Below are 20,601 nucleotides of genomic sequence, written 5' to 3' on the forward strand. Positions count from 1 at the left end.
GAGCCGGTCACGGGGCGACAAGGACACCGGGGCGGTCCTGTCCGATCTTGTCAACCACCCCCGTTTCGAGTTCGATGGGGGAACATGACCCTCAGAGGCCTGCCGCGACCAGGCGAAGCCCCTCCCCGGCTCTTCGGTGACCCGTACGAGACCCCGGACGGCACCACCGTCATCACGGTCAGCAGGCCACCCGGCGTGTTCGCGATCCGCGACGGCCAGGCCAAGTGGGAGCCGGCGGTCAACGCGACCCTGGTCGCGGTGCTGGCCGTGACCACCGGGCTCGTCGCGGCGACGCTCGGCACCCTCGCGGTGCTGCGGCGGCCGCCGTGGCCGGACCTGTCCGGCTGGAACAGCTAGGCCTGCTGCCCGGCGGCGAGCGCCTCCACCCGGCCCATCGGGCCGTTGTAGTAGTTCTGGTCGCCCGGCAGGCCGCCGCCGCGGGCGAACTGCCAGATGCTCTGTTTGTCCCAGCCCGCGGGCAGCTCGCCGACCTCCGGGCCGTATCGCGCCAGCCACAGCGGGTCGGTGTTGCCGAACCGGTCGGTGTTGCCGGTGCAGGTCTTCCACCACGACGTGCTCGTGTAGATGAGCGCGCTGCGCTTGGCCTTCGCCAGGTAGGTCCGGGTGAAGTCGGCGATCCACGCCGTCATGTCGGCCGGGCTCTTGCCGTAACAGACGTCGCCGTACGGGTTGTACTCGATGTCCAGCGCGCCCGGCAGGGTCTTCCCGTCCGGGCCCCAGCCGCCGCCGTGGGCGATGAAGTACTCCGCCTGCTCGGCGCCGCCGGAGATGTCCGGCCGTGCGAAGTGGTACGCGCCGCGGATCAGGCCCGCCGAGTGGGCGCCGTCGTACTGGCCGATGAACTGCGGGTTGAGGAACCCGGTGCCCTCGGTCGCCTTGACGTAGGTGAACTTCGCGCCGGCGGCGGCCGCGGCACCCCAGTCGACCGGGCCCTGGTGCCCGCTGACGTCGTGGCCGAGCGTCTGCCCGGCCGGGTCGACCCGGGCACTCCCCTGCACCCCTTCGTGCAGCGCGATCTGCGTGCCCGCGAAGTTCGTGTCCGCGAGTGAGTAGTCGGGCGCGGCTTCGGCGGGGACCGCGACGACCACCGAGGCGAACGCGGCCAGCGCGCCCGCCGCGGCGAGCCGGGCCCGCCACCGCTGTTCGTCGTGTCCGGCAACGGTTCGGCTCATCGGGGCTCCGATCTCGGTACGGGCACGTTCGCAGCCCATGGTGCCTGCCCGTGTCGCTCCCCGCGAGCGGTGTGTCACTCGATGTAGTGATCTATAACTCGGTGGTGATGATCGCTTCGACCAGCACCTCCCCCACTGGGGTGAGTTCGACGACGCCGTCGTCCGGACGCAGCCGGACGAGCCCGCGCGAGGCCAGCGAGCGGAACTTCCCGAGCCACGGCTCCGCGAACAGCGACCGGCCGGGGAACCGCTCTGCGTGCAGGGAGTCCCGCAACGGCTGCAACGTCGTCAGCGCCATCTTCACCGCCCGCGCCTCCTGCGCTTCCGCCGTGAAGCGCGTCGCCGAGCCCAGGGGAATCCGCCCCGCCTCCACGGTTTCGATGTAGCGCTTCGAGTTGACGTCGGAGATGGCCTCCGACGCGCGGCAGCTCGAGCTGCCGCCCAGCCCGATGGCGACCTCGGCCTCCTGCTTGTCCTGGTCGACCATGATGGACTTCCACTTCTCGGGCCCGAGGCCGTCGCGCGCGAAGTACATCGTCGGGTGCTCGGCGTAACCCGCCTCGCGCAGGCCGTCGGTGAGCAGCTCCCGCATCTGGTACTGCTCGCCGAGCGTCGGCCAGCGGTGGCCGTCGCGCACCAGCTTGTCCCGGTAGGACGGCAGCTGCCACGCGGCCGGCTTCTCGCCGGTGACACCGGTGCGGGTGTCGCTGTAGGACGCCAGGTGCAGCTTGGTGCACACGACCGCCGTGACCTCGTTCTCCAGCACGACGTCGAGGTCGCGGCGGACGCTGTCGAGGGTCTGGTCGAGCAGGCCGTACATCAGGTCGATGCTGACCCACTCGAAGCCCGCCGCCGTCGCGTTGCGGACGAAGTCGACGCACATCTGCGCGCTGTGCTCGCGTCCGCACAGCTCCAGCACGTGGTCGTCGAAGGACTGCACTCCGCTGGACAGCTTGGTGCAGCCCAGGTCCCGCAGCAGCTCGAGCTTCGCCGGGGTGAACGTGCTCGGGTCGCCCTCGAACCGGATCGTCGTGTCGGCCGTGAAGCCGAACTCCGACCGGTAGAAGTCCAGCAGGCGGCGGATCTCCGGCTCCGGCAGCAGCGACGGCGTGCCGCCGAAGACGTTGAACTCCCCCACTTCGGCGCCGGCCAGGTGCGGTACGGCGTCGAGCCACATCCGGGCCTCGGCGATGTTGAGGTCGACCCAGTGCTTCGCTTTTTCGTACTGCACCTCGGGTTTGCCCTTGACGAGCACCACCGGGTACTGGCAGAAGCGGCAGCGGTAAGCGCACGTCGGGATGTAGGACCAGAGGTGGATCGGGCCGGACGACGCCAGCTGCGTGTCGAGGTCACTGAGGAACTCCGACGGCGAACCGGGGATATTGCCCGGGAACACGTGCGCCCCGAACGGGTCCTCCTGGACGAAGTCGAGCAGGTGCCGGTTCTCCGGCGCCTCGAGGACGTCGAGCACGGCGGGCCGGGGCCACGCCGGATCGAGCCCGTGCAGCGAGCCGATCGCCGCTTCGTACGCCAGCGTCATCAGAACACCCCTCCGTTGCCGAAGTAGTTGTGGGCTTCGCCCGATTCCCGGTCTTCGCAGTAGTAGTGGACGAACTCGGCGAAGCGGTCGGGTGGCACCTCCGCCAGGCACGGCGGCAGCGGCGGCGGGTGCCCGATGTCTTCGCCGACGTGCTTGCGCAGGCAGGCGAACAGCTCGTCGGCGAACTCGAGGTACAGCCGGTACGACGGGGTCTTGTACGCGTGGATCGGCGTGAAGTCGACCACGCGCATCTCGGCGCGGATCTCGGCGATCCGCCGGGCGAGCCGGGCGGCCAGGTCCGTGCCGAAGAACGCGATGACGGCGTCGTCCTCCAGGAGCGCGGGCGTCAGCAGCACCGGCAGGATCGTGTTCTTCGGGGTGAAGTCCTTGATCGAGAACTCCCACGCCTGCCGCGCCTCGGCCTCGGTGAGGTCGACGGCGGTCGTCGGCACCGAAGGCCGGATGTCGCGCATGACGATGATGCCGTCCGAGCCGTAGGCGCGGCCCGCGATGACCTCGTCGATGGCGTGGTCGACGCGCCGCGGGTTGATCTCGACCCGCGAGCGCGGCGCGTAGGTGATGGCGTCGCCGCCGCTGGCGACCTTGATCCCGAAGTCCCAGTCGTCGGAGAGGTGGTTGACGAACTTGCCGTCCTGCAGCTGGTAGAAGATTTCGATGCCGCCGGCGCGTTCGTAGGCGTCGCGCTCGACGGCGAAGCCTTTGCCGTCCGGGAAGCCGCCGAAGAGCGAGAACGTGACGGCGCGGCAGCGCAGCGTCCGCTGGATCGCGTCCCACAGCCGTGGCCGGTTCGTGAAGTGCTCCGCGTTGTAGTAGTAGTCGCAGACGCCGATCGCGGCCTTGCTCGTCTCCATCGCCGCGAACAGCTCGGCCAGCCAGTGCGGGTCGACCCGGCAGTCCGCGTCGGCGGACACGAGGTAGAACCGCTCCCCCGGGTCGGTGTCGGGCCGGTTGCGGCTGCGCGCCGCGGCGAAGTCCATGCCCGCCCGCCGCGCGCACGAGACACCCTGCTCGGGTTCGGCGATCACGTGCAGCGCCAGCTCCGGATGGGACGCCGCGAAGGCGTGTGCGATGGCCACGGTGTCATCGGTCGAGTTGTTGTCGACCAGGACGACTTCGTAGCTTTCCTTGTCCAGGTCCTGCTGGTCGTGCAGCGTCCGCAGCACCTCCGGCAGGTTCGCGGCCTCGTTGTACACCGGCAGCACGACGCTCAGCCGCGTGCCGGCGCCCATCGGCGGCGGGTACAGCCGGTCCACCAGCTCGTCGACGACCCGGGTGCCGAACCGCGCCTGCCCGAGTTCGGAGTTCGCCCGCACCACTTCCGCTCGTTTCCCTTCGTCGGTGATCAGCTCGGCCACTTCGCGGGCGAACGCCGCGTCCGGCAGGTCGCGGGTCCGGATGTCCAGCACCGGCGCCCGGAACCCCTTACTGCCGTAGACGACGTCGTAGAGCTCGTACCCGCTGGTCGCGTACGGCGTCCCGGAGGCGATCGCCTCGCTGACCGGGTTGCCGTAGCTCTCGTAGTCGTAGGAGGTCAGGAACAGCACGACCGACGTATGCGCCAGGAGGTCCCGCACCGAATGGCGGCCGGGCACGGCGGTGTCGTACGGCGTCAGCCAGCCGCCGAAGACGACGCGGTCGCGCACACCGAGCCGGTCCGCCAGCGCCGTGAGCCGGACGTGCTCGGCGGGCGCTTCGCCGACGTCGCCCGCGACGAACAGCCACACGTCCGGCAGCAGCGCGAGCAGGTGGAGGTCGCGGTCGATGCGCTTCTGCGGGATGATCCGCGTGATCCGGGCCAGCAGCGGGACGTCCTCGGGAATGCCGTGGTCACGCCGGAAGGCCGCGTTGCGCTCGTCGAGCCGCGCGGGCGCGATGGTGAACGCGTTGGGTAGGACGTCGATGTTCCGCAGGCCGGGCACCCATTCGAGCGTCCGCGCCCGGGCCTCCTCGTGCAGGGCGAAGTAGTGGATGTGCGGCGAGTTCCGCGGCGCGGGCACCCCGGGGTACGGGAACCGCCCGTACTTGGCGATGCCCGGCTCGCTCTGCCACATCAGGTCGTGGTCGCGCCAGAACACGAACCGGCCGAGCCGGTGGCGGGCGCCGTACCGGTCGATCGCGCGGTAGAGCGCCTCGGTGTAGGTGAGGTTCTCCGGCAGCGTGCCGTTCTCGACCATCACCATGGTCACGCCGAGGCGTTCCCAGGTGGCGACGATCTTCGCGGCCAGCTCGCCGGCGATCCGGTCGACCTCCGGCCGCAGGCTCTCGTCGCCGCGCTGGACGACCTCCGCCAGCACCCGTTCGACAAACGCGCCGTCGTAACCGCGGACGTCTTCGACGCCCTCGACGCGGTCGAGCGTGACCCACTCGGGCAGCAGCCCGGCCTCGTCGCGGTAGGGCCGGAAGAAGGCGCCCTTGTCGGCCTTGATGTCGTAGCCGAGGTCGAGGTGGACGCGGAGGCCCCGGGCGGCCGTCCGGCGCGCCGTCTTGAGGAACTCGACCACGACCCCGGACAACGGAGTGGCGTCGAAAGAAACGCCCCAAAGGACTGACATCGATGTCGGACTCCCGTCTCGGCTTCGCCGTCGCCCCAACCCTAACCGCGCCCGCCGGCGGCGGCCGCGTGAACGAGGAAGCGCTTTCCTTTTGCCGGAAGTGCTTGACCAGCGGCCCCGGACGCCTCAGCATGTCGCCATGAACCGGGCACTGGGGGTGCTGACCTGCGGTGCCTTCCTTTCGGTGGTGCTCGGGGTCCTCGGGTCCGGGGAGCCCGTGCTCTCCCTCGTCCTCGGCGCCGTCTTCGCCGTGCTGGCCACCGCCGGCTTCGGCTGGGTGCGCGAGCGCGGCCGGGCGGTGTGGTCGGCCGCCTATGTCGCCGTCCAGCTCCCCCTGGCCTTCGTCGTCTTCACGATCAACGCCGGGGTCGGGGCGACGCTGTTCCTCGTGGTGCTGGTCAGCCAGTGCGTGGTGCTGCGGCTGCCGCGGCCGGCGATCGCGCTGGTCATCGCCGTGGTCCCGCTGGTGCACCTCGGCATGTCGCTGGGCGAGGGCCTGCGCGAGGGGCTCGGCACGCTCGTGTCGGTGCTGTTCGCGGCCGTGGTCACCGAGCTGCTGCTGCGCGAGCAGCAGTCCCGCGGCGAGCTGGCCGAAGCGCACGAGAAGCTGCGTGACTACGCCGCCCAGGCCGAGCGGCTCGCGACGGCGCAGGAGCGCAACCGCGTCGCCCGCGACATCCACGACGGGCTCGGGCACTCGCTCACCGTCGTCCAGATGCAGGTCAAGGCCGCGCGGGCGGTGCTGCCGACCGATCCCGGCAAGGCCGACGACGTGCTCGCGAAGGCGCAGGAGCAGGCCGAGACCGCGCTGGCCGAGGTCCGCCGCTCGGTGAAGGCGTTGCGTGAGCCGCGGCCGGCGCCGTTGGCCGACGCGTTGCGGACGCTGGCCTCGGAAGCCGGCGTCCCGGCCGAGCTCACGATCTCCGGCGCCGAGCGGCCGCTGCCGGAAGAGCACCGCGAGGCGCTGTTCCGGACGGCGCAGGAAGGCCTGACGAACGTCCGCAAGCACGCCGCCGCGGACCGCGTCGACCTGGTCCTGGCCTACGCCGACACCTCGGTCCGGCTCGTCGTCCGCGACGACGGCGCCGGCAGCGACGGCGCCGCGTCCGCCGGGTTCGGGCTGCTGGGGCTGCGGGAACGCGCCGAGCAGCTGGGTGGCAAGCTCGACTTCACCTCGGCGCCGGGCGAGGGCAGCGCGCTGAGCATGGAGGTCCCGGGATGACACCGGTCCGCGTCCTGCTCGTCGACGACCAGGCGCTGTTCCGCGAAGCCCTCGCGACGCTGCTGGCGACCCACGACGGCATCACCGTCGCTGGCGAGGCGGGCAACGGCGAGGAAGCCTTGCGGCAAGTTGCTTCCGTGCGCCCCGACGTCGTCCTGATGGACCTGCGCATGCCGGTCCTCGACGGCGTCGGCGCGACCCGGCGGCTGCGGCTGGCCCACCCGGACGTCCAGGTGATCGCGCTGACGACGTTCGACGACGACGAAGACGTCTTCGCGGCGTTGCGCGCGGGCGCGGTCGGGTACCTGCTCAAGGACGTCTCGTCGGCCCGGCTGATCGAAGCGGTGCTGGCGGCCGCGCGGGGCGAGTCGGTGCTGCAGCCGTCGGTCGCCGCGAAGGTCGTCGCACGATTCGCGGTGCTGTCCGAGCCGACTCCCGAGCCGCTGGTGGTGCCGCTTTCGGAGCGCGAGCGGGACGTGCTGCGCCTGCTCGCCGACGGCCGCAGCAACCGCGAGATCGCCGCGACGCTGTTCCTCGCCGAAGGCACCGTGAAGAACCACGTGACGAACGTGCTCGGCAAGCTCGGCGCCCGGGACCGCACCCAGGCCGCGCTGTGGGCCCGGGACCTCGGCCTTCTCTGAGCGGTCACATGACCCGGGTCATGACTTCCGGCACGTCCCCGCGCGGCCGGCACCCGGGACTCTCGTCCAGGAGCGAAACCGCACTGGAGGGAACCCGAGATGACCACCACCGCCCCACCCCGCAGCACCGCCCGCAAGCTCGCCCGGTTCACCGGGCACTACGTCGAGATGGTCGTCGCCATGCTCGTCGGGATGATGGCGCTCGGCGCGCTGTGGCCGGCCGCCTGGCTGGAGCGCGCCGACGTCGACGCGATCGTGATGGCCACCGACATGACCGTCGGCATGGTGGCGGTGATGGCCCTGCGGCGGCACTCGTGGCCGCGGATCGCCGAGATGTCCGCGGCGATGTACCTGCCGTTCGTGGTCCTGCTCGTGCCGTTCTGGCTCGGCGCGATCTCCGGGTCGACGCTGATGGTCGCCGGGCACGTGATCATGTTCCCGCTGATGCTCGCCGCCATGGTGTGGCGCAGCGCCGAGTACTGGCACTGACGTGCGCACCGTCCTGAAGTGGTTCGCGCTGGTCGTCGCCGTGCTCGCCGTCCCGGCCGGCGGTGCGGCGATCGCCGCCCTGTCCGCGTTCGACGCCCTCTACTCCCCCGGCCCGGCCCGTCCCCTGCCCGCCGCGACGGCGCCGGTCCACGACCCGGCCAAGCCGACCGCGGTGGTCGTGGTCGGCGACCGCGGGGCCGTCGTCTCCGACACCCTCGCGCCGTACGAGATCCTGACCGCGACCGGCAGGTTCAACGTCTACACCGTCGCGCCGGAGCGCGAGCCGAAGCCGCTCACCGGTGGCCTCGACCTCGTGCCGGACCTGAGCTTCGACGACCTCGCCGCGCGGCTCGGCCCGAAGGCGCCGGACCTCGTGGTCGTGCCCGCGCTCCCGGACGTCGACGAGGCCGGCACCGAGCCGGTCAAGAGCTGGCTGCGCACGCAGGCCGCCCACGGCGCGAAGCTGCTGAGCGTCTGCAACGGCGGCGGTGTGCTCGCCTCCGCCGGGCTGCTCGACGGACGGCCGGCCACCGCGCACTGGCTCAAGATCGAAGCCTGGGAAGCCGACTACCCCGCCGTGAAGTGGGTGCGCGGGCAGCGGTTCGTCGACGACGGCGACGTCGTCACCACGGCCGGGATCCTGTCCGGCATCGACGGGACCCTGCACTGGGTGGAACGGCTGGCCGGCCGACAGGTGGCGGCCGACGCGGCGAAGGCGGTCGGCTGGACGCGGTACGGCACCGACGTCCCGGTCCACGCCCCGGCGTCGGCGCCGGACGCGGCCGCGATCGTCAACGCCGCCTTCCGCTGGAACCCGGGCGAGATCGGCGTGCTGCTTTCCGACGGCGTCGGGGAGATCGAGCTCGCCTCGGTGTTCGACACCGAGGGTCAGTCACTCTCCTCGCGGACGCTCGCCGTGAGCACCGACGGCGCCCCGATCCGGTCGCGGCACGGCCTGACCTTCGTGCCCCGCGCGGCTTTGGCCGACGCCGACCTCGACCGGCTGATCGTCCCGGGCGCGACGCGCGGGGTGACGCCCCCGCCGGGTGGCCCGGCTCCGGAGTACGTCCACGACCGGCCCGGCTTCGCCTACGACACCGCGGTGAGCGCGCTCTCGCGCAGCACGGACGTCGCGACCGCGCGCTGGACCGCGAAGGTCCTCGAGCTGCCCACCGACGGAGTCGTGTTCGAAGGCCAAGCCTGGCCGTGGCTGCCCACGGCGGTGCCGATCGTCCTGGTCGGGCTGGGGATCGCCGGAGTCGTGGTGGTGCTCCGGCTCCGCCGGCGCCGGGCGTGAGTCCTGGCCGGGCAGCCCTGCTTCGGCCGGGGCCGCCCGGCCTAAAACGATTCAGCAAATAGTCCGTCGAGCTGGGGGGCAGGTCCTCGCTGCTTCCAGTGGAGTATTGCGGTCGCGTGATCCTCTTATTACAGTCACATATCACACCGTATTGAAACGTTTAAATACTCCAGTCCCCGCCGTTAGGGAGCCCGCAATGCTGCGTCCCAAGCTCTGGCGCGCGACCACCACCACGCTCGCCGCGATCCTGGTCCTGTCCGCCGCCGCGGTCCCCCCGGCGGGCGCCGCCCCTCCCCCGGATCTCGCCGGGGCGCACTGGATCTGGTACCCGGAGGGCGACGCCCGCGTCTCCGCGCCCGCCGCGACCCGGTACTTCCGCACGACGTTCGACGTGGCCGCCGGATCCGTGTCCGACGCCCAGCTGCTGCTGACCGGGGACGACACCGCCGACGTCTGGCTCAACGGCAAGCCCCTCGCGTCCTCGGCCCGCACCGCGGACTCCTGGCGGACGGCGCTCGGCGTGGACCTGCGGCCCGCGCTCACCGCCGGGACCAACACCCTCGCGGTCGCCGTCCGCAACTCCGGTGGTCCGGCCGGGCTGCTCGGCCGGCTGCGCGTCACAACCGCGTCGGGGACCACCGACCTGGCCACCGGCGCCGGCTGGAAGAGCGCGACGACCGCGCCGGAAGGCTGGGAACAGCCGGGCTTCGCCGACGGAGCGTGGTCCGCGGCCGCGGACCTCGGCGCCTACGGCACCGCGCCGTGGGGCAGCGAGGTCGGAACCGCGCTCGCCCCGGCGCCGGTGTCGGTCGCGAGCGCCACGGTCGGGCAGCGGGTGAACCCGATCGGCGTCGACCCGGCGCAGCCCCGGTTCGGCTGGAAGCTGACGTCCACGGCCGCGCAGCAGCGGCAGTCGGCGTACCAGATCGTGGTGTCCGCCACCGGGTCCGACGTCTGGGACAGCGGCCGCGTCGCCTCCGCGCAGCAGGCCGACGTCGCTTACGGCGGTCCCGCGCTGGCGTCGCTGACCGCGTACACCTGGCGCGTCCGCGTCTGGGACGGCCAGGGGCGGACGAGCGGCTGGAGCCCGGTGCAGCGCTTCGAAACCGCGCTGCGCGACCCGGCCACCGAGTGGACGGGCGCGTTCCTCGGCCGCGCCGCGGCCGGGCCGGACCTCGCCGGCGCGAGCTGGATCTGGTACCCCGAAGGCGATCCGGCCGGCGGGGTGCCGCCGTCGACCCGGTTCTTCCGCAAGGCGCTGACCCTGGCGGCCGCGCCGGCGAAGGCCACGCTCGTGGTGACCGGCGACGACAGCGCGACCGTGTGGGTCAACGGCACGCAGGTCAGCGACTCCCCGCGGGTCACCGACTCGTGGAAGACCGCCGCCGTCCTCGACGTCGGCCCGCTGCTGACCGCCGGCGCGAACACGATCGCGGTCCGGAGCGAGAACACCACGCAGAGCCCGGCCGGGGCGATCGTGAAGCTGACCGTCCCGGGTGGACCGGCGGTGGTGTCCGACGGTTCCTGGAAGGCGAGCCAGGCCGGGCCGGACGGCTGGCAGCAGCGCGGCTTCGACGACAGCTCCTGGCCGGCCGCGCGGGCGGTCGCCGCGTACGGCACCGGGCCGTGGGGCGCCAACGTCGCCGTGAGCGCCCCCGCTCCCCTGCTGCGCAAGAGCTTCACCGTCTCGAAGCCGGTCGCGAGCGCGCGGTTGCTCACCACCGCGCTCGGGCTGCAGGAGACGCACCTCAACGGCGTCAAGGTCGGTGCCGAGGTGCTCGCCCCGGGCTGGACGGACTACGCAAAACGCGTGCAGTACCGCGTTTCCGACGTCACCGGGCAGATCCGGTACGGCGAGAACGTGCTCGGCGCGCTGGTCGGCAACGGCTGGTACTCCGGCAGTGTCGGCATCGCGGGCAGCCAGAAGTACGGCACCGAGCCGTGGTACTCGGCGCAGCTGAAGCTGACGTTCACCGACGGCACGTCCACCACGGTCGCGACCGACGGCACCTGGAAGACCGGCGACGGCGCGATCCGCGCCGACGACCTCTACCAAGGTGAGACCTACGACGCGCGGCTCGCGAACGGCTGGGACCGCCCCGGTTTCGACGACCGTGCCTGGGCGGCGCCGCGCGTCAAGACCGGCGCGAAGCCGAACCTGGTGTCCCAAGTGGACAACGGCGTCACCGTGCAGCAGGAGTTCAAGCCCGTCGCGTGGACGCAGCCCAAGCCGGGCGTGTGGGTGGCCGACCTCGGGCAGAACTTCAGCGGCTGGAACCGGCTTTCGGTGACCGGCCCGGCCGGCACGACGGTGACCATGCGGCACGCGGAGGTGCTCAACCCGGACGGCACGATCTACACGACGAACCTGCGCGCGGCGCAGGCGACCGACCGGTTCACCCTCGCGGGCACCGGAAGCGCGGAGACGTACGAGCCGCGGTTCACCGTGCACGGCTACCGGTACGTCGAGCTGACCGGCCTGCCCTCTGCGCCGACGGCGTCGACGTTGACGGGCCGGGCGATGTGGACGTCCGGCGCGCAGGCCGGCACCTTCACGACGTCCAACACGCTCGTGAACCAGCTGCAGCACAACATCCTGTGGGGTGAGCGCTCGAACATGCTGTCCGTGCCGAGCGACTGCCCGCAGCGTGACGAGCGGCTCGGCTGGACCGGCGACATCGGGATCTTCGCCGGCACCTCGACGTTCAACCTCGACGTCGCGAACTTCCTCGGCAAGTTCAGCGACGACCTGGTCGACGCGCAGCACGACGACGGGTCGTTCACCGACGTCGCGCCGGGGGTGCTGAGCGGTTCGGGCACGGCGGGCTGGGGCGACGCGGGCGTCATCGTGCCCTACACCCTGTGGCAGCGCTACGGCGACACCGCCGTGATCAACGAGCACTTCGCCGCGATGGTCAAGTGGGTCGAGTACCTGCGGTCGACGTCGGGCGCCGACCTGATCCGCGACCACCAGACGTTCGGCGACTGGCTCAACGTCAACGACAACACCGCGCAGGACCTGATCTCGACGGCCTTCTTCGCGTGGTCGTCACGGCTGGTCTCGCGGATGGCGGCGGCCACCGGGCACACCGCGGAAGCCACGAAGTACGGGACACTCGCCGACCAGGTCGGGGCGGCGTTCACGGCCCGCTTCTCCCAGGCCGACGGCACGGTGGGCGCGAACACGCAGACCGGGTACGTCCTGGCGCTGGCGTTCGGGCTGCTCCCGGCGAACCGGGTCCAGCCGGCGGCGGACAAGCTGGCGGCGCGGGTGGCGGCGGCCGGCGGGCACCTCAGCGTCGGCTTCCTCGGCGTCGAGAACCTCCTGCCGGTGCTGGCCGCGCACGGCCACGCCGACGTCGCGTACCAGGTGCTGCTGCAGCCGGAGTTCCCCGGCTGGGGCTACATGATCGGCCACGGCGCGACGACGATCTGGGAGCGCTGGGACGGCATCAAGCCGGACGGGTCCTTCAACGACCCGGGGATGAACTCGTTCAACCACTACGGCCTCGGCTCGGTCGGCGACTTCCTGTACCGCTCGGTCGGTGGCCTGGCCCCGGCTTCCCCGGGGTACGCGTCGCTGCTGGTGGCGCCGCGCCCGGGCGGCGGCTTGACGTCGGCGAAGTCGGCGTACGAAACGCCATACGGCAGCGCGGTCAGCGACTGGTCGATCTCGGCCGGGAAGCTGACGCTGCGGGTGACTGTCCCGGTGGGAGCGTCGGCGACGGTGCAGGTGCCGACGTCGCAGCCGGGCTCGGTGGTCGCGCCGCCGGAAGCGGTGCCTTCGGCGCCAGGGACGTACTTCGTGCCCGCGGGTTCGTACGTGTTCACCGCTCCGGCGTGAGGTAGAAACGCCCCAGGGCGGCCTTGGGTGCACCCAAGGCCGCTTTGGGGCGTTTTGTCAGTGGCGCAGGGCGACGTTCAGGACGTCTCCCGCGTGGTCCAGGCAGTCCACGCAGATCACCGCGTCCCGCGCGGCGCAGTCCACACGCAGCAGCGGACGCCGAAGGCCCAGGAAGGTCCGGCGCTCCCGGCGGCCGCAGAACTCGCAGACCGCCGCCAGCGGTGACGTCACCGCGGCCAGGACGTCGCCGGCCCGGGTCTGCCGGTCCGCGCCGTCGCCGGTCACCCGCAAGCCGGCCTGGACGCAGTCCAGGCAGATCGGGCCGGTCTTGCCGGGCACCCGCGGCCCGGCGGTCCGGCCGCAGAACCGGCAGGGCCGGCCGGCCCCGTTCGTCGCCGTCACCGCGGCCCTCCTCCCGGTTCGCCGCCCGCCGGTCGCGCCGGAAGGCCTCTCTCCGAGTCACGCTACTCGGCCCCGCGGCGCCCGGCCGATCGCGCTGCGGCCGCCCGGACCCCGACCTAGGCTCGGCCGGACCCGGAGCTCGCGGACCTCCCCGCCCCGGTCGCACACCGAGCGGGCAGGAGAACCACCGTGTCGTCGTTGACCGTGCTGTTCGGCGTCGCCGGGCTGCTGGCCCTCGCCGCGGCGATCGTGCCGAAGCTCGTCGCCGACCGCCCCTTCTCGGTGCCGCTGGTGATGCTGGTCGCCGGGATCGTCCTGGGCCTGCTCCCGCTGCCCGCGCCCTACGGCAACGGCTGGAGTGATCCCACCGTCCACCTGCAGGGCGTCGAGACCTTCACCCAGCTCGGCATCCTCGTCGCGCTCGCCGGCGCGGGCCTGTCCGTCGACCGCCCGTTCGGCCTCAAGCGCTGGGGCTCGACGTGGCGGCTGCTCGCGCTGACCATGCCGCTGTCGATCCTGGCGATCGCCGTCCTCGGGCACTGGTGGCTCGCGCTCACGCCCGGGGTCGCGCTGCTGCTGGCCGCGGCGCTCGCGCCGACCGACCCCGTGCTGGCCGGCGACGTCGGCGTGCCACACCCCGACGTCGAGCCGGAACTGGCCAAGGACAACGAAATCCGCTTCACGCTGACCACCGAGGCCGGCCTGAACGACGGCCTGACCATGCCGTTCGTGCTGCTCGGCCTGGCGCTCGCGGGCAGCGAGCCCGAGCTGGACGTCTCCTGGGTGCTGGTCGACCTGCTGCTGCCCCTGGTGATCGGCGTCGCGGTCGGGCTGGCCGGCGGGTGGCTGCTCGGCTGGGCGATCTTCCGGGTGACCTCGGACCGGCTGCGGCTGGCCGAATACGGCGACGGGCTGGTCCTGCTCGCTCTCGCCTTCCTCCCGTACGCGCTCGCGGAAGTGGCCCACGGCAACGGGTTCGTTGCCGTGTTCGTCGCGGCGGTCGCGGTCCGGACGCAGGAGCGCTCGCACGACTACCACGGTGTCCTGCACGCGTTCGGCCACCAGCTGGAACGGCTGTTCGTGCCGCTCGCGCTGCTGGGTCTCGGGCTGGCCATCGGCGACGGGCTGCTGCAGGGCCTGCGCGTCGTCGAGGTGGTGATCGCCGTGCTCGCGGTGCTGGTGGTCCGGCCCGTCGTCGGCTGGCTTTCGCTGCTCGGCTCGTCCGCGGGGCGGCCGGCCACGCTGGCGATCGCGTTCTTCGGCGTCCGTGGCATCGGGACGCTCTACTACCTCGCCTACGCCCTCAACCGGCTCCCGGTGCCGCAGCAGGACGTGCTGTGGCGCGTCGGCGCGCTCGCCGTGGCCGTGTCGGTGCTGGTCCACGGCGTTCTCGCGGAGCCGGCCATCCAGCGGATCGAGCGGATGGGCGGGCATCTCCCGGCCTCCTGAGCGGGTGACCGGCCTCACGACGACCACCCGGTTGTGTGATGTGTAGCCGGCGAACCCGTGGGTAACCGGAGGACAAGGCCCTTTGGGCGACTGGCCGATCCGGAAATGTCGCCGCGACGGAAGGTGCACCCCCATGAACGACAAGATCGAGAACAAGGCCGAAGAGCTCAAGGGCCGCGCGAAGGAAGCCGTCGGTGACGCCACGGGCAACGAGCAGTGGCAGGCCGAGGGCAAGGCGGACCAGGCCAAGGGCTCGCTGAAGCAGGCGGGCGAGAAGATCAAGGACGCCGTGAAGGGCGTCACGAACAAGGACTGACGCGCTTTCCCGCCGCCGTGCCCCCGAGGGGGTACGGCGGCTTTTTCGTGGCGGCGGTTCAGATCATCCGCTCGACGGCGTCGCGGGCCTCCTTGAGGTCGGCGCCGGTGTGTTCGCGGTAGACCTTGATCGCCTGGATCTTCTTGCCCTGCCGCAGCAGCTCGGTCACCTCGGCGAGTTCCGGCTCCGCCACGACGACGCCGAGCTGGGCCGTGATGGCGTCGAGCTTCCGTTCCACCCGCTCCAGGCGCCGGCTGAGCTTGCGTTCCGTGGTCGACGCCCCCAGGCCGACGACCCCGACGAGCACGGCGGCGGCGAGCAGCAGCATCCCGTAGTCCATGGGCGTGCATGCTAGTGCCGGAAATTGTCGGTGGCCGCGGTTAGGGTGAGCCCATGACCACGCTGACCGATCGTCCGAACACCGCCCTGCTGGTCGTCGACGTGCAGAACGGTGTCATGAAAGTCTCCCTGGACCGCGACGCCGTCGTGGCCAGGATCGGCTCCCTGGTGGAGAAAGCCCGCGCGGCGGGGGTCGACGTCGTGTGGGTGCAGCACACCAGCGAGGAGCTGCCGCGCGACAGCGAAACCTGGCAGTACGTGCCGGAGCTGGTGCGCCGCGAGCCGGAACCGCTGGTGCACAAGACGTACGGCGACTCGTTCGAGGACACCGAGCTCGAGGCCGTGCTGGCCGAGCGCGGAATCGGGAAGCTGGTGGTGGCGGGAGCCCAGACGGACGCCTGCATCCGCGCGACCCTGCACGGCGCGATCACGCGCGGGTATGACGCGACGTTGGTTTCGGATGCGCACACGACGGAGGATCTGTCGGCGTATGGGGCGCCGTCGCCTGCGGCAGTTATCGCGCACACGAATCTGTATTGGCAGTTTCATACTGCGCCGGGGAGGACGGCGGGGACCGTGGAGACGGATGACGTGGAGTTTGGGGTGAAGGCTCCGGCGTAGGGCGGGGTGCGGGGGGCACCGGAGGGCCCGGGGGCCCGGCAGGGTTCCGGGGGGGTCGGGCAGGGTTCCGGCAAAGTCGGGGCGAACGTGACCGGCGGGCCGCTGCGATGTCATGAATGACTCATTCACCTCGTCAGAGGTCATGAATGAGTCATTCATGACCTTCCGGGCCGCTACCGCGACCTCCGGTGTGGTGTACCTGGCCGTCCGCGCTGCGAGCTGACCGGCGAATCCGACTTTGCCGGAACCGTGGGGCCGGCCGGAGGGGGTGGGGCTGGGGCGGACGGCTCAGTTCCAGGTCGCGTCTCGGGTTGGCGGCGTGCACCGGTGGAGCGAGGTCTCGGCCCGAAGATCGCCCATCAGGCGGACTTCGAGCTGCGGCGGGGAGCTCGGCCGGCGAAGGTCCAAGCGTGCGTTTGCCTGCCGCAGTGGCCGCTTGCCCGGCACTCGTCGCGCAGCAACCAGGCCGCGGCCGGGCTGCCCGCGAAACTCGCGCCTCGCCGATCTCTCAGCTGCCGCGCAGGTGGTCGCGCAGTGCCCGCGCCACCCGGGACATCAGGACCTCCGCCTCCGGCTGGAGCACCGCCGGGACCGTCGACTCCGTCAACGCCACCACCCCGAACACTCCCCCGTCCGCGTGCTCGACCACGCCCGCTTCGTGCCGCAGGTTCAGCAGCGTGCCCGTCTTCGACGACCACTTCGCCGCGTCCGAAGCGAAGTCCGGCGTCAAACGATGGCGGATCACGTTGTTCGCCATCAGCTCCCGCACTGCTTCCGCCACCGCCGGGTCGATCTTCGACGGCGTCCAGAGCGCCTGCAGCAGGTCGAGCATCGCCCGTGCCGACGCCGCGTTCGCCCGGGTCACGTCGAGCTGCGGGAGCCGATGGCCCTGGCCCGCCGTGCCCGCTCCGATCGCCAGTGAATGCGCCAGGTCGACCTCGCCCGCGTCGAAACGCTCGGCCGGGGTGTCGACCAGGTCGCGCATCGGGTGCCGGACCGCGATGCCGCTCACCTCCCACGCCGCCAGCATTCGCGCTACCTCGGCCGGGGGTGTCAGGGCGAACAGGGCGTCCGCCGCTTCGCCGTCGCTCAGACACGTGCTCAGGTACACCAGGTCCTCGACCGCGATCTGCGCCGCATGCCGGAAGCGGGTCAGGCCGATCGGCCCGGGCGTGGTGACGCGGCCGGGGGCGACCTCCAGCCGGTGGGCGCCGTCGAGCTCGCCGCGGCGGATGCGCTCCAGGGTGGCCGCCGCCAGGGGAACCTTGACCAGCGATGCGATCGGGTACTCGCGGTCCGGGTCGATGCCCAGCTCGAGACCGGTCTTCAGGTCGCGGACCAGGAACGAGCCACGCAGGCCGCCGTCGGTCAGCTCCTCGCGCAGCTCGCGGACCAGGGCCGTCATGCGGAATCCTCCTCGGCGCCCAGGCACCGGCCGACGGCGCCCCGCAGCACGGTACGCAACCGGTCCGCGTCCGACCCCAGCGCCGCCGCCACCGTGAACCCGCGCGCCAGGTCCAGCTCGCCCACCGGCCGCCACGGCAACCCCAGCTCGGCGGCCTGCGCGGCCGAGCACAGCAGCAGGTCCGGCGAGCCGAACACCTCCGCGGCCGCCGACGTGAGCGAATCCGCCACCGCCACCTGCGACGGCTGCAGCCCGACCGCGTCACGCACCCGCAGCACCCGGTCGCGCACGTGCGGGACGTCGTCCTCCGGCTGGAGCCAGACCCGGCGCCGGGCACCGCCGGACCGTCCGGCCCGCAGGGTCTCCAGGTGCACGACCCGGCCGGACGGCGGTGCGACCCCGGCCACGCCCAGCGGCACGGCCCACTCCCCTTCCCCCGCCGGGACGGCCGTGAGCGCGGCCCGCACCTCCTTGGTGCGGACCAGCTCGGCGCGCTCGCCCGGCGGCGCGGCGCGGAACTCCAGGTGGACGTCCAGCGTGCGGGCCTCGGCCGCCAGCTCGGCGAGGTCCCGCACCCCGCAGGTGTCCGGGACGGCCACCCGCATCGGCCGCAGCCGCGCCCGCCGGGCGTCGTGCTCCAGCGTGTCGGCCAGCTGGACGAGCCGCTGGGCCGAGGGCAGCACGTCGCGCCCGAACGGCGTCAGGCGCGCCCGGCGGGTGGTGCGGTCGAAGAGCCGTTCGCCGAAGTGCCGTTCCAGGGCCGCGATGCGCCGGCTGGCGACCGGCTGCGGGATGCGCGCGAGCGCCGCGCCCGCCGTGAAGCTCCCCGTCTCGCTCACGCTCACGAACGCCCGGCAGCCGCCGATCAGGTCCACGACCTCACTCTATGCGATTTTGGCATCAAACCTCCTGTTTCCGTCTTCGACAGCATGACCGGATCCGGTGAGACTACGGGTGTCGATCAAGACCGGAAGGAAGCACTGTGCCGTTCCCCCACGTCCGGCGGGCCGCGCTCGCCGCGCTGGTCCTCGTCCCGCTCACCGCCTGCTCCGCGGAGGCTCCGGCGGCGACAGCGACGCAGACACCACCGCCACCGGCGTCGTCCACCGTCGCGACGCCCCAACCGGACTTCGCCCCGCTCGAACGCGAATTCGACGCCCGCCTCGGCGTGTACGCCGTCGACACAGGGTCCGGCCGCGAGATCACGCACCGCGCCGACGAGCGCTTCGGGTACGCCTCGACGCACAAGGCGTTCTCCTCGGCGGCCGTGCTCCAGCGCACGAGCGTCCCTGACCTCGCCAAGGTGCTCAAGTACACGCGCGCGGACCTGCAGGCGAACTCGCCGGTCACCGAGAAGCACGTCGGCACCGGCATCTCCCTGCGCGACGCGATCGACGCGGCCCTGCGCTACAGCGACAACACCGCCGCGAACCTGCTGTTCCGCGAGCTCGGCGGGCCGGCCGGGCTCGCCGCCGCGCTGCGCGGGATCGGCGACACGACCACGCACGTCGACCGGATCGAGCCCGGGCTCAACGACCTCGCCCCCGGCGACGTCCGGGACACCAGCACGCCGCGCGCGATGGCCGGCAGCCTGCGCGCGTTCACCCTGGGCACCGCGCTGCCGCCGGAGAAGCGGACCATCCTGACGGACATGATGCGCGCCAACACGACCGGCGCGGCGCTGATCCGCGCGGGCGCGCCCGCGGGCTGGGCCGTCGCCGACAAGACCGGCACCGGCGAGTACGCGACCCGCAACGACATCGGCGTCGTCTGGCCGCCCGGACACGCGCCGATCGTGCTGGTGATCATGACCGACAAGAAGACCGCCGACGCCAAGGCCGACGACCGGCTGCTCGCCGGAGCCGCGAAGCTCGTCCTCGACAGCTACCGCTGAGGCAGCGGAAGCACGCGCGCTTCGAGGTCGATGCCGAACGCGCCGGTGACCTCGGCCCGGACCAGCGAACCCGGCTCGGGCGCGGCGCCGGGGAACTTCACGTGCCCGTCGATCTCCGGCGCCTGGTGCGCCGCCCAGCCCTGGCCTGCCGTCCCGACGACCACCTCGACAACCGAGCCGACCCGCTCTTCCGCGCGGCGGCTGCTCACGTCGTCGGCGAGGACCGAGAGCTCCTCGACCCGCTCGGCAAGCACCGCGGGCGGCACTTTGTCCGGCAGGTTCACGGCTTCCGTCCCGTCTTCGTCCGAGTAGCCGAAGACGCCGATGGCGTCCAAGCGGGCCGCGGCCAGGAACAGCTTCAGTTCGCCGAACTCCGCGTCGGTCTCGCCGGGGAAGCCGGCGATGAAGTTGGAGCGCACCCCGGCGTCCGGCGTGATCTCCCGGATCCGGTCGAGCAGCTGCAGGAACCGTTCCCGGTCGCCGAACCGGCGCATCCGGCGCAGCACCGGGCCGCTCGCGTGCTGGAACGACAGGTCGAAGTAGGGCACGACCCCGGGGGTCCCGGCGATCGCTTCGACGAGGCTCGGGCGCAGCTCCGCCGGCTGCAGGTAGCTCAGCCGGACGCGGTCGACGAACCCGGCGAGCTTCGGCAGCAGCTTCTCCAGCGCCTGCAGGTCGCCGAGGTCCTTGCCGTACGACGTCGAGTTCTCGCTCACCAGCACCAGTTCCCGCACGCCGTGGCCGGCCAGCCATTCGGCTTCGGCGAGGATTTCGGCGGGGGTGCGGGAGACGAAGGCGCCGCGGAAGCTCGGGATGGCGCAGAACGTGCAACGCCGGTCGCAACCCGACGCCAGCTTGAGCGACGCGATCGGGCCGCCGCCGAGCCGGTGGCGCAGCACCGGCGGTCCGCTCGCCGGGCCGGTCCGCTCGGTCGTGTGCCCCGGGACGTGGGCGACCACGGCGGCGGGCCGCTCGACCGGGGTGATCGGCAGCAGCGTCCGCCGGTCGCGCGGGGTGTGCGCGGCTCGGGTCCGCCCCTGCAGGACGTCGCCGATGCGCTCGCCGATCTCCGGGTAGTCGTCGAACGACAGCACGGCGTCGGCTTCCGGCAGCGCGTCGGCGAGCTCACGGCCGTAACGCTCGGCCATGCAGCCGACCGCGACGACCTTCGCGCCCGTGCCGGAGGCGGCGAGGACGGCGTCGATGGACTCCTTCTTCGCCGCTTCGATGAAGCCGCAGGTGTTCACCACGACGACGTCGGCCGCGGCGCCGGGTTCGGCGAGCTGCCACCCCGAGTCGTCCAGGCGCGCGGCCAGCTCGTCCGAGTCGACCTCGTTGCGCGCGCAGCCCAAGGTGACCAGGGAGACGGTGCGCAC

General features: G+C 72.3%; 18 protein-coding genes. 10 read left to right on the top strand and 8 right to left on the bottom strand.

Going from position 1 to position 20,601, the window contains the following annotated elements; translation table 11 throughout:
* Positions 1 to 84: 84 nt before the first annotated feature.
* Positions 85 to 357 carry a hypothetical protein gene (locus ACZ63E_RS31510; RefSeq protein ID WP_465339777.1) on the top strand — a complete coding sequence of 91 codons (273 nt, stop codon included), beginning with the start codon at positions 85 to 87 and terminating at the stop codon, positions 355 to 357.
* Here ACZ63E_RS31510 and ACZ63E_RS31515 read toward each other — a convergent pair.
* The 3 genes from ACZ63E_RS31515 to ACZ63E_RS31525 form a co-directional block, all read right to left on the bottom strand.
* Complete coding sequence (locus tag ACZ63E_RS31515; protein ID WP_465339778.1) at positions 354 to 1,193, bottom strand: GH25 family lysozyme; 840 nt, start codon at positions 1,191 to 1,193, stop codon at positions 354 to 356. The two genes, ACZ63E_RS31510 and ACZ63E_RS31515, sit on opposite strands and share 4 nt — an antisense overlap.
* A 91-nt stretch (positions 1,194 to 1,284) precedes the next feature.
* Positions 1,285 to 2,733, bottom strand: coding sequence for a radical SAM protein (locus tag ACZ63E_RS31520; protein WP_465339779.1), 1,449 nt, complete (start codon positions 2,731 to 2,733; stop codon positions 1,285 to 1,287).
* Positions 2,733 to 5,306: a glycosyltransferase gene (locus ACZ63E_RS31525; protein WP_465339780.1), complete on the bottom strand. Its 2,574-nt coding sequence runs from the start codon at positions 5,304 to 5,306 to the stop codon at positions 2,733 to 2,735. The genes ACZ63E_RS31520 and ACZ63E_RS31525 overlap by 1 nt, the downstream gene beginning before the upstream one ends.
* 139 nt (positions 5,307 to 5,445) lie before the next feature.
* Between ACZ63E_RS31525 and ACZ63E_RS31530 the strand changes: the two genes are divergently transcribed.
* The 5 genes from ACZ63E_RS31530 to ACZ63E_RS31550 all read left to right on the top strand — a co-directional run bounded on the left by ACZ63E_RS31530 (position 5,446) and on the right by ACZ63E_RS31550 (position 12,799).
* The gene (locus ACZ63E_RS31530; protein WP_465339781.1) at positions 5,446 to 6,528 is read left to right on the top strand and encodes a sensor histidine kinase; all 1,083 of its coding nucleotides are present in this window, start codon (positions 5,446 to 5,448) and stop codon (positions 6,526 to 6,528) included.
* Positions 6,525 to 7,169 carry a response regulator gene (locus ACZ63E_RS31535; RefSeq protein ID WP_465339782.1) on the top strand — a complete coding sequence of 215 codons (645 nt, stop codon included), beginning with the start codon at positions 6,525 to 6,527 and terminating at the stop codon, positions 7,167 to 7,169. Before ACZ63E_RS31530 ends, ACZ63E_RS31535 begins: the two co-directional genes overlap by 4 nt.
* Positions 7,170 to 7,268: 99 nt before the next feature.
* The gene (locus tag ACZ63E_RS31540) at positions 7,269 to 7,658 is read left to right on the top strand and encodes a hypothetical protein (protein WP_465339783.1); all 390 of its coding nucleotides are present in this window, start codon (positions 7,269 to 7,271) and stop codon (positions 7,656 to 7,658) included.
* Between the two features lies 1 nt (position 7,659).
* The gene (locus tag ACZ63E_RS31545; protein WP_465339784.1) at positions 7,660 to 8,955 is read left to right on the top strand and encodes a DJ-1/PfpI family protein; all 1,296 of its coding nucleotides are present in this window, start codon (positions 7,660 to 7,662) and stop codon (positions 8,953 to 8,955) included.
* 196 nt (positions 8,956 to 9,151) lie between these two features.
* Positions 9,152 to 12,799, top strand: coding sequence for a family 78 glycoside hydrolase catalytic domain (locus tag ACZ63E_RS31550; RefSeq protein ID WP_465339785.1), 3,648 nt, complete (start codon positions 9,152 to 9,154; stop codon positions 12,797 to 12,799).
* Positions 12,800 to 12,856: 57 nt separating this feature from the next.
* Here the strand turns inward: ACZ63E_RS31550 and ACZ63E_RS31555 are convergent, their stop codons facing one another.
* Positions 12,857 to 13,201 carry a hypothetical protein gene (locus ACZ63E_RS31555; protein ID WP_465305489.1) on the bottom strand — a complete coding sequence of 115 codons (345 nt, stop codon included), beginning with the start codon at positions 13,199 to 13,201 and terminating at the stop codon, positions 12,857 to 12,859.
* Positions 13,202 to 13,390: 189 nt separating this feature from the next.
* On the opposite strand from ACZ63E_RS31555, the gene ACZ63E_RS31560 reads away from it, so the two are divergent.
* Complete coding sequence (locus ACZ63E_RS31560) at positions 13,391 to 14,650, top strand: cation:proton antiporter domain-containing protein (RefSeq protein ID WP_465339786.1); 1,260 nt, start codon at positions 13,391 to 13,393, stop codon at positions 14,648 to 14,650.
* Positions 14,651 to 14,783: 133 nt separating this feature from the next.
* Positions 14,784 to 14,966 carry a CsbD family protein gene (locus ACZ63E_RS31565; protein WP_465339787.1) on the top strand — a complete coding sequence of 61 codons (183 nt, stop codon included), beginning with the start codon at positions 14,784 to 14,786 and terminating at the stop codon, positions 14,964 to 14,966.
* Between the two features lie 58 nt (positions 14,967 to 15,024).
* Here ACZ63E_RS31565 and ACZ63E_RS31570 read toward each other — a convergent pair whose 3' ends face one another.
* On the bottom strand, positions 15,025 to 15,306 hold the full coding sequence (locus ACZ63E_RS31570; RefSeq protein WP_465339788.1) for a hypothetical protein: 282 nt from the start codon (positions 15,304 to 15,306) through the stop codon (positions 15,025 to 15,027).
* A 53-nt stretch (positions 15,307 to 15,359) separates the two neighbouring features.
* Here ACZ63E_RS31570 and ACZ63E_RS31575 point away from each other — a divergent pair, with 53 nt between their 5' ends.
* Entirely contained in the window at positions 15,360 to 15,926 is a 567-nt protein-coding gene (locus ACZ63E_RS31575) for an isochorismatase family protein (RefSeq protein ID WP_465339789.1), read from the top strand.
* A gap of 508 nt (positions 15,927 to 16,434) precedes the next feature.
* Here the strand turns inward: ACZ63E_RS31575 and ACZ63E_RS31580 are convergent.
* Complete coding sequence (locus ACZ63E_RS31580) at positions 16,435 to 17,331, bottom strand: serine hydrolase (RefSeq protein WP_465339790.1); 897 nt, start codon at positions 17,329 to 17,331, stop codon at positions 16,435 to 16,437.
* Positions 17,328 to 18,206 carry a LysR family transcriptional regulator gene (locus ACZ63E_RS31585; protein ID WP_465339791.1) on the bottom strand — a complete coding sequence of 293 codons (879 nt, stop codon included), beginning with the start codon at positions 18,204 to 18,206 and terminating at the stop codon, positions 17,328 to 17,330. The genes ACZ63E_RS31580 and ACZ63E_RS31585 overlap by 4 nt, the downstream gene beginning before the upstream one ends.
* Positions 18,207 to 18,313: 107 nt before the next feature.
* On the opposite strand from ACZ63E_RS31585, the gene bla reads away from it, so the two are divergent.
* Entirely contained in the window at positions 18,314 to 19,225 is a 912-nt protein-coding gene (gene bla / locus ACZ63E_RS31590) for a class A beta-lactamase (protein WP_465339792.1), read from the top strand.
* On the opposite strand, the gene rimO is transcribed toward bla, so the two are convergent.
* The gene (rimO, locus tag ACZ63E_RS31595) at positions 19,216 to 20,601 is read right to left on the bottom strand and encodes a 30S ribosomal protein S12 methylthiotransferase RimO (protein WP_465339793.1); all 1,386 of its coding nucleotides are present in this window, start codon (positions 20,599 to 20,601) and stop codon (positions 19,216 to 19,218) included. The genes bla and rimO overlap by 10 nt on opposite strands.

This window comes from Amycolatopsis sp. NPDC104819 (genome assembly GCF_055583145.1).

What these genes read in the sequence shown, in the direction of transcription:
- ACZ63E_RS31575 (WP_465339789.1), top strand. Translation starts at nt 15,360, where the DNA reads ATGACCACGCTGACCGATCGTCCGAACACCGCCCTGCTGGTCGTCGAC.
- ACZ63E_RS31535 (WP_465339782.1), top strand. Translation starts at nt 6,525, where the DNA reads ATGACACCGGTCCGCGTCCTGCTCGTCGACGACCAGGCGCTGTTCCGC.
- ACZ63E_RS31580 (WP_465339790.1), bottom strand. Translation starts at nt 17,331, where the DNA reads ATGACGGCCCTGGTCCGCGAGCTGCGCGAGGAGCTGACCGACGGCGGC.
- ACZ63E_RS31570 (WP_465339788.1), bottom strand. Translation starts at nt 15,306, where the DNA reads ATGGACTACGGGATGCTGCTGCTCGCCGCCGCCGTGCTCGTCGGGGTC.
- ACZ63E_RS31510 (WP_465339777.1), top strand. Translation starts at nt 85, where the DNA reads ATGACCCTCAGAGGCCTGCCGCGACCAGGCGAAGCCCCTCCCCGGCTC.
- ACZ63E_RS31525 (WP_465339780.1), bottom strand. Translation starts at nt 5,306, where the DNA reads ATGTCAGTCCTTTGGGGCGTTTCTTTCGACGCCACTCCGTTGTCCGGG.
- ACZ63E_RS31530 (WP_465339781.1), top strand. Translation starts at nt 5,446, where the DNA reads ATGAACCGGGCACTGGGGGTGCTGACCTGCGGTGCCTTCCTTTCGGTG.
- ACZ63E_RS31550 (WP_465339785.1), top strand. Translation starts at nt 9,152, where the DNA reads ATGCTGCGTCCCAAGCTCTGGCGCGCGACCACCACCACGCTCGCCGCG.
- ACZ63E_RS31540 (WP_465339783.1), top strand. Translation starts at nt 7,269, where the DNA reads ATGACCACCACCGCCCCACCCCGCAGCACCGCCCGCAAGCTCGCCCGG.
- ACZ63E_RS31515 (WP_465339778.1), bottom strand. Translation starts at nt 1,193, where the DNA reads ATGAGCCGAACCGTTGCCGGACACGACGAACAGCGGTGGCGGGCCCGG.
- ACZ63E_RS31520 (WP_465339779.1), bottom strand. Translation starts at nt 2,733, where the DNA reads ATGACGCTGGCGTACGAAGCGGCGATCGGCTCGCTGCACGGGCTCGAT.
- ACZ63E_RS31565 (WP_465339787.1), top strand. Translation starts at nt 14,784, where the DNA reads ATGAACGACAAGATCGAGAACAAGGCCGAAGAGCTCAAGGGCCGCGCG.